This window comes from Pelagicoccus albus (genome assembly GCF_014230145.1).
In the GTDB taxonomy this organism is placed as follows: domain Bacteria; phylum Verrucomicrobiota; class Verrucomicrobiia; order Opitutales; family Opitutaceae; genus Pelagicoccus; species Pelagicoccus albus.
Genome location: NZ_JACHVC010000013.1, coordinates 94,550 through 109,302, shown reverse-complemented (window position 1 = coordinate 109,302; position 14,753 = coordinate 94,550). Strand labels below are relative to the sequence as shown.

The 14,753-nt window shown below is 52.8% G+C and carries 8 protein-coding genes; 1 reads left to right on the top strand and 7 read right to left on the bottom strand.

Features of this window, described 5'->3' with window-relative positions:
- Positions 1 to 37: 37 nt before the first annotated feature.
- Positions 38 to 2,137, bottom strand: coding sequence for a family 20 glycosylhydrolase (locus H5P27_RS15775; RefSeq protein ID WP_221774752.1), 2,100 nt, complete (start codon positions 2,135 to 2,137; stop codon positions 38 to 40).
- A gap of 168 nt (positions 2,138 to 2,305) precedes the next feature.
- On the opposite strand from H5P27_RS15775, the gene H5P27_RS15770 reads away from it, so the two are divergent.
- On the top strand, positions 2,306 to 3,217 hold the full coding sequence (locus tag H5P27_RS15770; RefSeq protein WP_185661394.1) for a helix-turn-helix domain-containing protein: 912 nt from the start codon (positions 2,306 to 2,308) through the stop codon (positions 3,215 to 3,217).
- 29 nt (positions 3,218 to 3,246) lie between these two features.
- Here H5P27_RS15770 and H5P27_RS15765 read toward each other — a convergent pair whose 3' ends face one another.
- The 6 genes from H5P27_RS15765 to H5P27_RS15740 form a co-directional block, all read right to left on the bottom strand.
- Complete coding sequence (locus tag H5P27_RS15765) at positions 3,247 to 4,236, bottom strand: sialidase family protein (RefSeq protein WP_221774751.1); 990 nt, start codon at positions 4,234 to 4,236, stop codon at positions 3,247 to 3,249.
- A 112-nt stretch (positions 4,237 to 4,348) separates the two neighbouring features.
- Positions 4,349 to 5,770: an MFS transporter gene (locus H5P27_RS15760; RefSeq protein WP_185661392.1), complete on the bottom strand. Its 1,422-nt coding sequence runs from the start codon at positions 5,768 to 5,770 to the stop codon at positions 4,349 to 4,351.
- Positions 5,767 to 7,248 carry an alpha-L-fucosidase gene (locus tag H5P27_RS15755; RefSeq protein WP_185661391.1) on the bottom strand — a complete coding sequence of 494 codons (1,482 nt, stop codon included), beginning with the start codon at positions 7,246 to 7,248 and terminating at the stop codon, positions 5,767 to 5,769. The genes H5P27_RS15760 and H5P27_RS15755 overlap by 4 nt, the downstream gene beginning before the upstream one ends.
- A gap of 12 nt (positions 7,249 to 7,260) precedes the next feature.
- A complete protein-coding gene (locus tag H5P27_RS15750) occupies positions 7,261 to 9,783 on the bottom strand; it encodes a beta-mannosidase (protein ID WP_221774750.1) in 2,523 nt (840 codons plus the stop codon).
- 119 nt (positions 9,784 to 9,902) lie between these two features.
- Positions 9,903 to 12,512, bottom strand: a complete 2,610-nt coding sequence (locus H5P27_RS15745) for a TonB-dependent receptor (RefSeq protein WP_185661389.1) — start codon at positions 12,510 to 12,512, stop codon at positions 9,903 to 9,905.
- A gap of 431 nt (positions 12,513 to 12,943) precedes the next feature.
- Positions 12,944 to 14,725, bottom strand: a complete 1,782-nt coding sequence (locus H5P27_RS15740) for a sodium:solute symporter family protein (protein ID WP_185661388.1) — start codon at positions 14,723 to 14,725, stop codon at positions 12,944 to 12,946.
- Positions 14,726 to 14,753: the final 28 nt, after the last annotated feature.

The following is a 14,753-nucleotide window of genomic DNA, read 5'->3' as shown; positions in this document are numbered from 1 at the left end:
TTCCCTCTGTCTTCCGAATTGCTTAACGTGAAACGATTTACTTATTCAGATGTGCGTAGAGCTTTTCCACGGCCTTCACTGCAGGAATATCCACAGCAGCAACTGGCGTAGAAAGTTCAGTCAACTGTGTCTCTACTTCCGATTTGGAAAGCCCGCTCTTGTCTCCGCTGACCAGTGAAGTGCCTAGGATTGAAAGCTCTTTGATTTGCTTGGAAAGGGCGAGGATCTCAGTGCTGCGTGGTCCGAGCTCGGAAGCAGCAGATTCAAGTTTTGACGCAATTTCAGAAAAGGTGCCAAGGAACTGCGAAAGGCTAGAGAGCTCTTTATCCCCTGCGATTACCGCGTCAACCGCGTTGTCGAACTGACGGCTCAATCTGCTGTCTGGACGAGCCGCATCAGCGAGACCTGTCAGAGGAATATACTGGTTCATCAGGGGCTGCTGCCTGCTGCGTTCGTAGCCCTTCACGGGCTCGATCATGGTCAGAAGTTCGTGAATCGCCTCTTTGCTTTCAGCACTTGCTCGGTCTCCTGCGTAGCGATCAACCAATAGATCTTGATTCGCGTCGTGCAACAGACCGATGTCGCTTAGACGGTTGCTGATGTAGTCGAGTCTACGATACATATCATCTACATCCTTGACCGATCCACTTGACCAAAGGCGCTCCGCGATGGCTGCGGTTCGTGGCCAAACACGAGAGTCGATGGTTTCTGGAGAAACCCACTCAGCCCACATGGTCGCTTCGCCTCCAAGTACACGAGCCTGCTCTTCTTCGCTCAATCCATGTCCCTCGGGCAGCGGATCGTTCAGGTAGTGATCCTTAGCTGGATGGATAAGGTCGATGTAGTAACCGTTAGAGAGGATCACGTTATGTCCTGCTTTGGCAGCGGCTGCTAAGCCTTCCGCTCCCCGCCAGGACTGGATAATAGCGGACTGCGGGATGTCCGGATGCAAGATTTCGTCCCAACCAACAAGCTTACGGTTGTACTTCGAAAGTATCTCGTTCAGGCGACGATTGAAGTACGCCTGCAAACCGTGGTTGTCCTCAAGATCATTTTCCTTAACAAACTTTTGGATACGCTCGTTGGCAGACCATTGGTTTCCATTGTTCTCGTCCCCTCCGATGTGGAAGTAAGGATCAGGGAAAACTCCGGTCATCTCTTCGAAAAGCGTATCGAGAAACTCGTATACCTTTTCGTTGGTCGGATCCAAAGTTGGGTCAAACACGCCCCACTTACGTTCAATGTAGTACGGTCCCGGACCGCTGGCCAATTCGGGATAACCCACTACCCAACTCGAAGCATGGCCTGGAATATCGAACTCCGGCACGACGCGTATGCCGCGCTCCGCTGCGTAGTCGATGATCTCCTTGATCTCAGTCTGCGTGTAGTAGTTTCCATCCGAGCCCAACTCATGCAACTTCGGGTGAACCTTGCTTTCTACACGGAAACCTTGGTCGTCCGAGAGGTGCAAGTGAAGCACGTTCATCTTCACGAGTGCCATTCCATCGAGGTTCCGCTTGATAACCTCGATTGGCTGCCAGTGGCGGCACGGGTCGAGCATCAGGCCTCTCCATGCGAAACGAGGTGAGTCATTGATTTCTAGAGCGCTAAAAAACCAGTTTTCCTGATCTGAATCGAGCAATTGAAAAACAGTTTGCAAAGCTCTTTGCGCACCCGTCGTTGTCTCGGACTCGATGCGTATTCCTGATTCGCTTACGGACAGGAAATAGGATTCGTCTTCACCTAAAACCGGCAAGTCCGGGCTGGCCTTCTTGGCAACGATTACCAATTTCGCTGCCGCAGCATCTTCCACATAGACGTCGCCTCCTGCAGGCGCTCGACCGAATACGAGACCAGTCCGGTGCTCTAGTCGGCGAAGACTGCGGAAAACCGCTTTCTCCAGAGCCTCAGACGTCGCTCCTTCGACAGCAACCGGGAAATCGCTACCCAATACAAACTTGCCTTCAAGGTTTTTGATCTCTGCCGGAACCGGCATCAAGTTTGACGAATACTCTGCGTGTAGTGAAGAAATAGACATAAAAAAGGCGGAGATTGAAAAGGCGAAAATTTTGGCCGAACGGCAGTGGCTGTGCTTCTTGCTTAGGAGAAAATTCTTAGGTCGAAAAAGTGTATTCATGCAGCGGATATATTACGGTTTTACGGTTGGTTAGGCAGCCATCGCGTTTCAAATTTGAGCAGCTGTTCGCTTCGTTTTTTACAAAATGGGATATTTTCAGGAAAAAATGACCGAAAGCTACGTTATGGATAATAGCGGTATCGGTCTTGCTAAAGAATCGCAAAAACGATGAGTGATTTAGCAAAAATGATAGGATCTGAAGATGAAACCCCGCAGGATCTGGAGAAAATGATCCCGCTGCTTCCCTCTCCCATGGTTCAGCTGATCGGCAAACAGGCTTCCGCCCGACCGAACGTGGACAACATCGTGTGCTTTTGTCGCCTCGCAGCATCAGACCTTAACCGCCCCCAAAACGGAAGAGCTCTGCACCATCGCTGCGTGCTCATTATGAATCTCAAAACCGCCGCAACGGTTTGTGTGGACGACCGAAACATTCCCTTGAATCCGGGGGAGGCCTTGCTCGTTTTCCCGTTCCAGTTTCACGACTACTCGGCCCCAGAAAGCGAAGACCTGCTGTGGTTTTTTGTTACTTTCGACATCGAGGATGTTTCCGATCTCGAACGTTTCCGCTACAGTCCATTTGTGCTTTCCCCTAATTTGGAAAGACTCGCTCATGACCTGATTCAGGCCTACTTGCTTCCGGGAAATGACGACCTCTCGGTGGCAGTTTTTCGGCTTATGCTGGAGCGTATCCGTTTGGTGGAACCGATTGTCCGCACGGAAGGGACGCAACCCGCTCCGAGCACCCTTCTCTCTCGCGTCAATCAGATGGCTTTGAGCTCGAGGGAAATGCCCAGCGCTAAGGAGATGGCGGCGACGGTCGGTATCAGCGAGAGCCACCTGCGAGCTCGCTTCAGGGAGTCGTGCGGCATCAGCCTGGGCAGACACCTCCGGCAACTCCGGCTTGAAAAAGCCTGCGGTATGTTGCGACTTGGCACCAGCCGGATTTCCGAGATCGCCGAAAACTGTGGATTCACTTCCGTCTATACTTTTAGCCGAGCCTTTGCCCATGCCTACGGTATGTCTCCCAGCGAATACCGCAGAATTGGGAACCCTCCGACGCCTTCGACCGACTCTTAAGAGCCATGAACCCTGTGCCTCGCCTTTTCTCATAGTTCGGCGGGATCTAGAACCACGTGCTTAATCTTTTGGCGGTCCCAGGTGTAGGTGATGTGCACCAGTCCATCGCTGGTCTGTATAACGGCCGGATAAGCGTATCCAGATGGCAATGGCTTATCTTCCAAAACTAGGACCATCTCCCAATTCACACCGTCCTCGGACAGTGAAACGTTCAACGGACAACGATCCATCTCACCCATCCCCTCCGGCGTCTTTAGGCCGTCACGCATATTGTAGACGAGCAGCTGCCGTCCGTCTTTCAGCGTTACTGCATCCGAACCCGAATTTGGATTATGCAGCCCGGTTGGCTTCAGCTTAGACCAGCTTAGACCATTATCCTCCGACCAGCTGGTGACCAACTGCTTTTCCATGGTGCGGCAAAGAATCTGCAGCCGACCTCCCTCGTGTACTAGGATCGAGGGCTGGATTGCGTTAAACTCTTCCTTGGTATTCAGCGGACCCACCACTTGCCAGGTCTTCCCAAGGTCTTTGCTAAGCTCGATCTGGACCTGCCAACCCGCTCCTCCTTCACCCGGGTCTTCCGTACTGGAAGGAGCGATGAGGGTGCCGTCAGCCAGCTGAATAGGTTTGTTTTTGATGGGACCTAAAACTCCCTCCGGCAACTTGTGGGGAGCACTCCAAGTGCGGCCGTCATCCTCCGACGTTTTCATCATGCCCCACCATGCGGCGGGCCAAGGCCCGACCTTGTAGAAAAGAATTAGCGGTCCGTCTTTGGCTTGGAATAGCACAGGATTCCAAGAGGGAAAACGCGACCCGTCACCCTGCACCCCGTCTGCCACGGCTGACGCACTTGTCCATTCTCCGTCTTCGTATCGCGAGAGGTAAATGCAGACGTCGTCGCGAGATTCACCGGTTCCCCCGAACCAAGCGGTCAGCAAGGAGCCCTCGCTCGTCTCTACGATAGTCGAAGCGTGAACGGATGGATACGGACCGACATCGTAGATAAACTCGGACTTCACGACAGGGTCAGCCTTTAGGGTTTCACAAAGAGGTATTAGGCATATCAAAATTCCCAATACACAGCTTCCTATTCGACTCTTGGCCATACGCGTTTTCCCTTCTCCTTTTTCCTTAGGCGATACCGTCTCTTCGCTCGTCGAGCTCCGCTCCGATTTGTTTTACCTTGGCTTCATTGAGCGGATAGAAGGCCAGTACCACGAGGGATAGAACTCCAAAGCCGGCCGGGATAAGCCCTACCAAGAGGACGAGTCCACCAAGAGCTTCCGGAGTTTGCTCTACATTGGACTGGAAGCCAACGGCGGAAAGCAGCCAGCCCGCGACAGCTGATCCGATGGCCCAGCCAACCTTTTGCCCCATGGTTGAAGCGGAGAAAACCAAGCCAGTGCTACGGTGTCCGGACTTCCACTCCCCATAGTCTGCCGTGTCCGCATACATCGACCACAGCAAGGGACTTAAGGGGCCACTGGTTACGCAAAGAAGAATCTGGAAGAAGAATATCGCTCCGATTTGATCTGGACCAAGAAACTGGTAAACAGCTGTACTGATAATCGAAATACCGAGCAGAATCGAGAAGGCCTGCTTGCGACTGCCGCACATCCTAGAAAACACGCCCACTAGCAAGACACCTACGATGGAGGAGATTTGCCCTGTCGTGTTAAAAGCGGAAACGAGCACTTCGAAGGACATCTCCCGAGTTCCGCCCAGCCAGTCAGGTAGACTTACTGTTTGCGGGCCCACGAAGTACTTGAAGTAGTGAGCCATTACGGTGATGCGAGTCGCGATGAAAAGAATTAGCGTTAAAGTCGCTAGCAACAGAATGATCCAGGGCCGATTTGAAAACAGCGCCTTCAAGTCGTCACCAATCTTGTTTTTTTCATCAGCGATTGGTTTTACGCGTTCCTTGGTTCCCAAGAAAGTAATGAGAAAGAAAACGACAAAGAGAATCCCGTAGACGACGAAGGACAACTGCCAGCCCTTGGCAGCATTATCACCTCCCAAAGCCTTCGTCATCGGTAACAACGTAGCGGATACAGCTGCACCTGCGATGAACGCGAAAAGGAATTTAACCTGAGCCAAGCTCGTGCGCTCGTTCGGATTGGAGGTCAAAACGCCGAGCATCGAGGTGTACGGAATATTGATTACCGTATACAGGATCATCAATAGGTTAAAGGTGATGAAAGCCCAGATAGCCTTGCCCGTGTAGGAAAAATCAGGCGTGGTGAAGGTCAGGACACCGAGGACCGCGAAGGGAATACTAAACCATAGGATGTAGGGACGGAACTTGCCCCAGCGCGTTTGGGTGCGATCCGCGATCATGCCCATGGCAGGGTCGTTTACCCCGTCCAGCAAACGGCTAAGAAGGAACATCGTGCCCGCCAATCCTGCCGAAATTCCGAATACATCCGTATAGAAAAAGAGCAAATAGGCCATGAAGGTCTGCCAAAACATGACAGAGGCCAAATCCCCGAAACCGTAGGATATCTTTTCTCTCCAAGCGAGACGTTGGTTCGCGTTCTCTCGTGTAGTGGTCATTTGAATTCGACGGGACTAAAGTAAATTCCGATTTCGGAAACGGCAGGACAGGCCGCGGAGTCTTCGACGGTGAGCTTAACCTTTTTAGTGGTTGTAAGAGCCCCTTTGATCAGTCGTTGAGCTCCGATGCTTTGGGCTGACCCGAAATCGAGCCAAGCATCCTCTTCCTCGTTCCAGTAGGAAACCCTTAGACTTCCGATACGCTGCCCGAGGGGAATGTATTCGGCAATCTCCACCACGTTGAATCGCTGCATTTCGTCGAAACTTAGTTCGATGGATGCCTGTTTCGTCTCGTCCTGAGTACTCCAATACGTGCTTCGATCTCCGTCCAAGAGATTACTGGCCGCGAAACGTTGCGTAACGTCTCTCGTATCGCTGGCTGAAACAGAAGCCGATAAGGCTAGATTCTTAGAGAATGTCGCATCGAGCAAAGCCTTCCAGCCGAGCAGCGATTGGACGTCGATATCTGCAACCCGACCTCTCCTGTCGGGAGCGATATTCAAGATCAAGTTCGCTCCTCTGCCGATGGAGTCGTAGTAGATTTCGAGCAGTCGCTCGGGCGTCTTCACTTCCGCATCTTCCTTAGCGTGGTAAAACCAGCCGGGCCGGATGGATACATCTACCTCGCCAGGGATCCAGTCGCTGCCGAAGCGGTCACCGTTTTCCAACTGCTTGGTATCCGCGTTTCCAGGAGTAGAGTCGCCCACGTTGATGGTGGCCCAACTCGTTTCGCCCGCGTAGCCTTGCTCGTTTCCGATCCAACGGGCATCAGGACCTGCGTCGCTGAAGATGATGGCATTTGGCTGCAGTTCGCGAACAATACTCCAAGTGTTCTCCCAATCGTAGTAAGTGCTACGGTCGATCTTCCGGGTCTCGTTCGCTCCTCCATACCAGCCATCGCCGCCGTTGGCACCGTCAAACCATATCTCGAAGATCGGTCCGTAGTTGGTCAAAAGCTCGCGTAATTGATTCCGATAGTAGTCGATGTACTCACTTTCTCCATACTTAGCATGGTTGCGGTCCCAGGGCGAAAGGTAGACACCGAACTTTATACCCGCCTCGCGACAGGCATCGGAAATTTCCCTCACGAGGTCCCCTTCTCCATCACGAAACGGACTGTTGGAGATATCGTGCTCGGTGTAGGCGCTTGGCCAGAGACAAAATCCATCGTGATGTTTGGCGGTGAGCACAAGACCCTTCAAGCCAGCATCTTTAATGGTCTGGACGATCTGATGGGCGTCAAAATCTGTGGGGTTGAACATTTCGGGCGACTCGTCGCCAAAGCCCCATTCCTTGTCGGTAAAGGTGTTGATAGTGAAATGTACAAAGGCGTACATTTGCATGTTTTGCCATTCCACCTGTGATGCGGTCGGTGTGGCTCCGAACCGTGCCGGTGAAGGTTCCGGCACGGCGGAGGCACTACCAACGACTCCTATCAATGAGAGGACTAAAAGTATTTTGGGGAGAGACGCGTTCATCGGGGCTTTGCTTTAGTAGGTGTTGACCAAGGAGCGGTATTTGATTCCCCGCTTCAGCTGTCCCAAGGCCACAGGTTCTGGGAATTCGATCTGAACGGTTTTCGTTTCTCCGGCGTACAACTCGAAGTAGTTGTCGCTGGCTTTGCAGCAAAGACCTGGGAAATCGAACTCGAAGCGGTGCTGGAAAGCGGTCGAGGTGAAATCCAATTCGAACTCCGTCTTGCTCAGCTTCCGTATAGCGACTTTCGTTTCCGCTTTCGGCAACTCCACGAACCGTATCGGCGTGAAGAATACAGTGTCTTCGCTGAGCCGTTGATCATCACTGTCCAAAGCGATCCGCATAAACAGATTATCTCGACCGTGCTTTTTTAGCAGCTTGGCGAGCTTCAAAGTCTTTTGGCTCTTGCTCTCTCCATAGCGCAAGTTGACCCGCTTGGTCCCTTGCAGCAAGGATTCGCCATTTACGTGAAACAGCTCCCAGCTCAGTAGCCCTTTGGCATTCGGAACACCGTCGAAAACAGTATAGAGTTCAAGCTGTTCTATGTCGCTGTGCCGGTAGTTGCCAATGCCCCAACTTTCGTCGCCATCCACTTTAGCCGTCACCAAGGCGGGGCTAAAGAAACGCTTGGCGATAAAATGCAGAGCCTTCCAGCGTCCCGTAAATTCGATGGAGCTCCATGATGCGACCGGCCAGCAGTCATTTAATTGCCAATACAATGCTCCCATGCAATGCGGCATTAGGCGACGATAGTGCTCCACCCCGACTTGCATACAATAGGCCTGATTCAGCTGAGAAAGATAGATCAGGTCATCCTGGCTTTTGGGGAAGCGGTATCTGCGAGAGACGTAGTCGAGGATAACTTGGTTTCCACCACAGTTCTTCTGGTGGTTTTCCATGGCCGGGCCAAAGACGTTGTTATCCTCAGCGGAACAGAAGGTGGCGTTCGTCGCAGGCGAGCTGTAACTCTGCATGCCAAATTCGGAACAGAAGCGGAAGTTCCACTTTTCGTAGGACTTAACCGGATGACGGGCATGCCAGACATCCCAGAAATGCGTGTCTCCATGCTTTTCACCAGCCTCGTGGCCATTTTCGCCATCAGGACGATGCGGCGATGATTGCCAGTAGTCGGTTTGGCCATCATTTTTCGAAACGACTTCCGGTAATAGCTTTTCGAATACTCGTTTATAGTCCTTTAGGTTTTTCGGAACGGTCAGGGCTTTGGCGGCTAGAAGCTCGGACTCGTTGTTGCCGCACCAGAGGGCGAGAGACGCTCGGTGGTGAAGCCGCTTGACCTGTTGCGTTGCTTCCTCCTTTACGCTGCGAACAAAAGCGGCGTCTCCAGGATAGTGAGCGCAGGCGAACATAAAGTCCTGCCATACGAGGAGGCCTAGCTCATCGCAGAGGTCGTAGAAATCCTCCGTTTCGTAGATGCCGCCACCCCAGACGCGGATCATGTTCATGTTGGCTGCCGCTGCACTTTCGAGATCGCGAGCGTAGTCGTCACGCGTCAGTCCGGCAACGAAAGCGTGAACGGGAATCCAGTTTGCCCCCTTAGCAAAGACCGGTTTCCCGTTCACGGAAAAATAAAAGGATTCCCCTGCCTCATCGGCCTCCCGCACGAGTTTAATGGTGCGCAGTCCGATTGTCTTTTGGCAAGATCCAGCGGGTGTGCCTGTCTGCTTGCTGGTTGCACTCAGGCAAATTTCGTAAAGTGGCTGCGAGCCCAGTCCGTTGGGCCACCATAGCTCGGGATTTTCGATCAGCACTTCGAAACGACCATTTCCGAGACTGGCAACTGTGCCAGCGGAAACTCCGTTCAGAGAAACTTCCAGCGAGTAGTCGAGGGAACGTAGTCGCCCATCTACTTCAGGACTTACGCTAAGAAGCACCTCGCCATTCTCCCGGTGCTCTTGTTCGACCTTGAAAGATCGCAAAACATTCGCGGGAGCGGATTCGATCCGGATGTCCTGCCAGATGCCTGCAGTGACAAAACGTGGCCCCCAGTCCCAGCCAAACTGGCATTGCTCCTTGCGGATGACCGGAGCGCGACTTTCCGGGTCATTCAGCACGCCGCCCTCGTAGTCTGTACGGGTCTCGCGAGCGTATACGGCTGAGCTGGCAAAGTGTATTGAAATAGTGTTACAACCGTCTTTCAGCAGACTCTTCACATCCCACCGGTATCCGATGAACATGTTGTTGGTCTTGGCGACTTCCTGGCCATTTACGGAAACGGTTGCGATCGTATCCAAACCATCCGCGACGAGTTCGACCCGTTCACCCTGCAGCTGCTCCAGGTCTACTTGGAAAACGGTTTCGTAGACCCAATCCTCGTTTTCGATCCAACGCAGATCGAGCTCGTTCGACCCCCAAAAAGGATCTGGAATCAGGCCGGCCGTTCTCAAGTCGGTGTGCACGCAGCCCGGTACCGTTGCGGGATAGAATTTGCTTTCCTTCGCGTTCCGAAAGGTCCAGGCGGATTTGGACAAAGGAAGCGTAGTGATGCCGGATGGGTCTGAGTGCTTTGCGGAAGTCATTATTTGCATTATCGCCGTCGCCCCAAATTGCAAGGAGCGACGGCGGTTGATTTTAAAAGCTCCGAAACCAGCTAGTCGTTTTCACTGGCGGATTCCGAAGCCGCTTTTGGGTTCTTAGTCTAAAGCGAGTAAGAGAAGCTCAGGACGAACTTGCGACCGTTCTTGTATACACCCATTGGAGCGTATTCGGTCTGGTAGTACCAGTAGTAGGTATCATCCAAGAGGTTCGACATGTTGAGCTGAGCCTTCCACTTGTCGTTGATTTCGTAACCAATCGACGCGTCGAGCTGAGCGTAGTCGTCTGCGAACAATGGGTAGTTCATACGACCGATCGAGGTGAAGAACGAAGAGCGCCAGCTGTAGCTAGTACGAACGCTCCATGGACCCTTCTCCCAGTAAGGGATGATGTTGTAAGTGTCCTTGGAGAGGTAAGGCAGGTTGTATCCGTCAACTGTTTCGGACTCCGCATAAGTGTAGTTGGCTTGGATGCCGAATCCACCTACGAGATCCTTTTGGAAGCTGAAGGCCACACCGTCTACGAGTGCGTTACCAGCGTTGAATGGCGAGCTAACCGAGTATGTGGCCATTTCGCCAGTCGAGAAGTTCAACAGCTCCACGTCTTCCGTTACGGAAAGGATGTAGTTGTCGATATCGCGACGGAAGTACTCGACGGAAGCGATGCCACCATTGTCCTTGAAGTAGTACTCGAGGGCGATGTTGAGGTTCTTCGCTTCGTATGGGTCGAGGTCTGGGTTACCGCCACCGCCGGTGAGGCGTTCGTCATCGAGGGCGAAGTAGCCAGCGAGCTCAGAGTAGCGAGGGCGAGCCATTACTTCAGCCGCTCCGAAACGGAGCTTGAGGTCTGGGCTGAAGTTGTAGTTCAGGTTGAAGCTAGGCAAAACCTTGCTGTAGTTCTTCTCCTGGTTGACGAGGGTGTAGGTACCTTCAGTCGAGTTGTACTGCCAGTAAGTAGAATCGTCTGTGGTGTCGACGTAGCGAAGACCGATGTTTCCAGTCCAGTCACCTGCGATGATGTCACCCTGCACGTAGGCAGCGGTGTTCTTTTCGTTCACGTACCACTCGTTGGAGTACTTTTCTTCGAACTCGCCTTGCGGGAGAGAAAGAAGGTATGCGACCACGGATTCCGCAGTTGGCGTAACCATGAGGGCGGTGTCACCACTGGTGTCGATACCGTCCCAGAGAGCAGAAGGAGCGTAAGTGTAATCGAAGTCAGAGAGGTCAAGGACTTCGGTAACGTCGATACGGTTGCCGTAAGACTCCTGGGAGTTGACGTGATCTGTGTACTTGGCTCCGAAAAGCAGCTTGTAGAAAGGACCCCACTCTACGCGGCGTTCGAAGTCTACCTGAGCGTACTTTTCATTGTCATCTGTAGTGGTGTATTCGATACCGCCCGCTTGCGAACCTACAGCACGTGTGGTGTACGTAGTCGGATCGGTCGCCGCAGTTGCGTCATCGAAGTACAAGGAGCTGCTTTCGCCGCTGTAGGCAAAGGTGAAGCTTTCGTTGAATACTGTCGAGAAGAGGTATTCAGGATCCTTACCACCAGCTGCCTTGGTGTAGCCAACATCGAAGCTTGCAGTCCAGTTATCGTCGATTTCGAGCTCGCCATTCAAGTGAAGCGAATCGGTTGTGACGGTGGAAAGACGAAGATTGGTGTCGAATTGTCCGTCTGCAACCGCAGGAGCTTCTCCTTCCGCAGCAGTAACGTGGCCACCAGTGATGTAGTTATCGCTGTTTGCTGTGTAGCTGTCCAGAGTACCCCAGAAGGCTGGAACAACGTAGCGAGATTGGCTGAAGTTGTCGTACGTACCCTCGATGTGAATACCGGTGAAAGTGAGGTCGAGATTGTCCATTGGCTTCCACTCGACTACGCCTTGGATACCATTACGCTCGCGCTCTTGCTTGAACCAAGAAGAGTTCATACCGAAAGCAACCGTGTAGTCTTCGCCATCCTGAGTGGTGCCTGCAGCGCCCCAGTACTCGATACCAGCACGGTAGAGGTCCTCTTGGTCACGAGTGACCGAAACGAGGAAGCCGAAGTCTTCTTCTTCGTTCACCCAGTTATAGAGGGCCGATGCGCGGAGGTTTCCTTGCTCCGAACGGTCGTTGTAAGAGTAACCGAAAGATCCGCGGAAAGCTTCTTCACCGAGGTCGAGAGGCTTGTTGGTGTTGACGATAACGGTACCGCCGATGGAGCCTTCGTCCAGACGCGCTTCAGAGCTCTTGTATACTTCCATCACACCTACGATTTCTGGAGAAAGCAGCGTGTAGTTGAAAGTACGGCCTGAAGTGTCCGTTGGGTTACCTCCCCAGTCGCCAGAAGCGATGGTTTGGCCATTGACCAAAACGCGGTTGAGGGCTGGGTCAGTACCGAGGATACTTACCTTTTCGCCTTCACCGAATTGACGGTCGACAGAAATACCAGTCAGGTGGGACAAAGATTCCGCAACGTTAACGTCAGGGAACTTACCGATGTCCTCGGAGCTGATAACGTCGACGATCGAAGTCGATTCACGTTTGATCTGGGTGGAGCGCATCAAGCTAGCGCGGTAACCCGTAACTTCGAATGCCTCGAGTTCGAAGACTTCTTCGTCCGAGCCGTCGTCTGACGCAGAATCCTGCGCCTGAGTGGCCAATGCCAGAATCGACACTGCGGCCCCTCCTGTCGTTGCGCGGAGTACTCTCCGGCAAATCTTTTCATATTTCATATTTTGAAGGTGGTCTAGGTTTGAGATGATAACCGATGACGATAGCTACGACTTTAATGGATCTTTGGATCATTATAAATGTCGTTACTGACTATTTTTTTTGCAAAAATGATTCTTTCGCACTCGGAATTCCATCATTTCTTAACCTGATTTTGATTTTTCTCTCTCATCTTAGGTAATTACCCCACAAGCAGTCTCGTACACTAACCGTAAACTCCTGCCGAATTAGCGCGGTGGCGGCCCAAAGCTCCAAGCCGTCAACTGCAGCTTTCATCGAATCAATTGGTAAACGGTTGGTAGGTGCGCGCGAAACGCAACTGCCTGCGAAATAATGGGGCTTAAAAACGAAGGATGGAGCAAGGCCACAATCCTTACTCCATCCTAATTATGGAACCCCTCTCGAGGTACTCCTACCTGTATCCTGATGCCTCCTACGGTCTCAACAACCGTTTGAGCAAAAATGCGATCGCGATCGCGGCGAAAATCAGCAAAGCGAACCCGAGAGCAAGGCTTCCGTAGATCAGGTAACCGGTACCGATCAGGGTTGCGTAGACCGCGAGGCTTCCGAGCACGAAACTTAAAATCCCCTCTGCGAGAACTCCCTTTTCTTCGAGATCTTCTATCGCTCCTCCCTCCTCTTCAATCTGGGTGCGGATGCGTTTCCAACCGGGCCCTCCTGGGCGGACCAGTCGCACGAAATCACGCAAAACCTGATCGTCCGTGGCTTGGCAAAAATAAGTCGCGAGCACCCAAATCACAGTGGTAACTCCCACACTGGCCAGCATTTGAGCGCTGCCCGAAAGCGGTTCGAATCCTAAGTTTGGATACACGAATTCAAAGAAGATGGCTACCACGAAAGATCCGATCATACCTGCCAACTCCGTGGCCGCATTGATGCGCCACCAGAACCAGCGGAGAATGAAGATCAGGCCGGTTCCGGCACCGATGGAAAGCAGGATTCGAAACGATTGATATGCGTTTTCGAGATATAAGGCAATAACCCCAGCTAGAACCATTAAGGTAATGGTCGAAATCCGGCCCACACGCACCTGCTCCTTCTCGCTGGCGTCGGGTTTGACGAAGCGCTTGTAAAAGTCGTTCACCACATAGGACGAGCCCCAATTCAGATGGGTGGAAATGGTCGACATGAAGGCTGCCACCAGGCTGGCGATGACCAAGCCGAGTATTCCCGAAGGCAAGTAAACCAGCATGGCCGGATAGGCGATGTCGTCGCGGATCAAGGCCTGGTCGGCGTGCGGAAAGGCCTGCACGATCGACTCGATATTGGGATACAAGACCAGCGAAGCCAGAGCCATCAGGATCCATGGCCAAGGGCGGATCGCGTAGTGAGCAAGGTTGAAGAAAAACGTCGCTCCGACCGCGTGCCGCTCGTTCTTGGCCGAAAGCATACGCTGGGCGACGTAGCCTCCTCCACCCGGTTCGGAACCGGGATACCAGATGCTCCACCACTGCACGGCCAGCGGCAAAATGAGGGCTGAAACAAAAAGCTCCTTGTTGCTGAAATCTGGCAAAAGGTTGAGTTTGTCCTGCACATTCGGATGAGCCAGCAGCTCGCTCAAGCCCCCGATTTCAGGTCGTTGGATAACCACCTTGGTCGCCCAAACCGATCCCAGCATAGCCAGCCCAAATTGTACGAAGTCGGTAATCAGCACCCCTCGTAATCCGCCTAGCGAACTGTAGACGACGGTTATGGCCGAAGCGATCAGCAGCGTCTCCACCGGGCTCAGGCCAAGGGCGATGTTGCCAAGCTTGATGGCGGCCAAACAGACGTTGGCCATGATCATCACATTGAAAAAGACCCCCAGATAGATGGCTCGGAATCCACGCAAAAAGGCAGCACTTTTTCCGCTGTATCGCAGCTCGTAGAATTCCAAGTCGGTCGTGACGTTGGACCGACGCCACAGCCGAGCGTAGACAAACACCGTCAGCATCCCCGTCAAAAGGAAGGCCCACCAAACCCAGTTGCCGCCTACTCCGTTTTGACGCACGATGTCTGCCACCAGATTCGGCGTGTCGATAGCGAAGGTCGTCGCCACCATGGAAACGCCTAGTAGCCACCAAGGCATGTTTCGTCCGGACAGGAAAAACTCTTGAGCGGACTTGCCGGATTGGCGGGAGACGATGAGACCGATCAGCAGGGAGATCGCGAAAAAGGCTCCGATGGTGATCCAGTCGAGATTTGAAAGCGTCATTAGTTTCTAACTACGTTTTAGGTTTGGG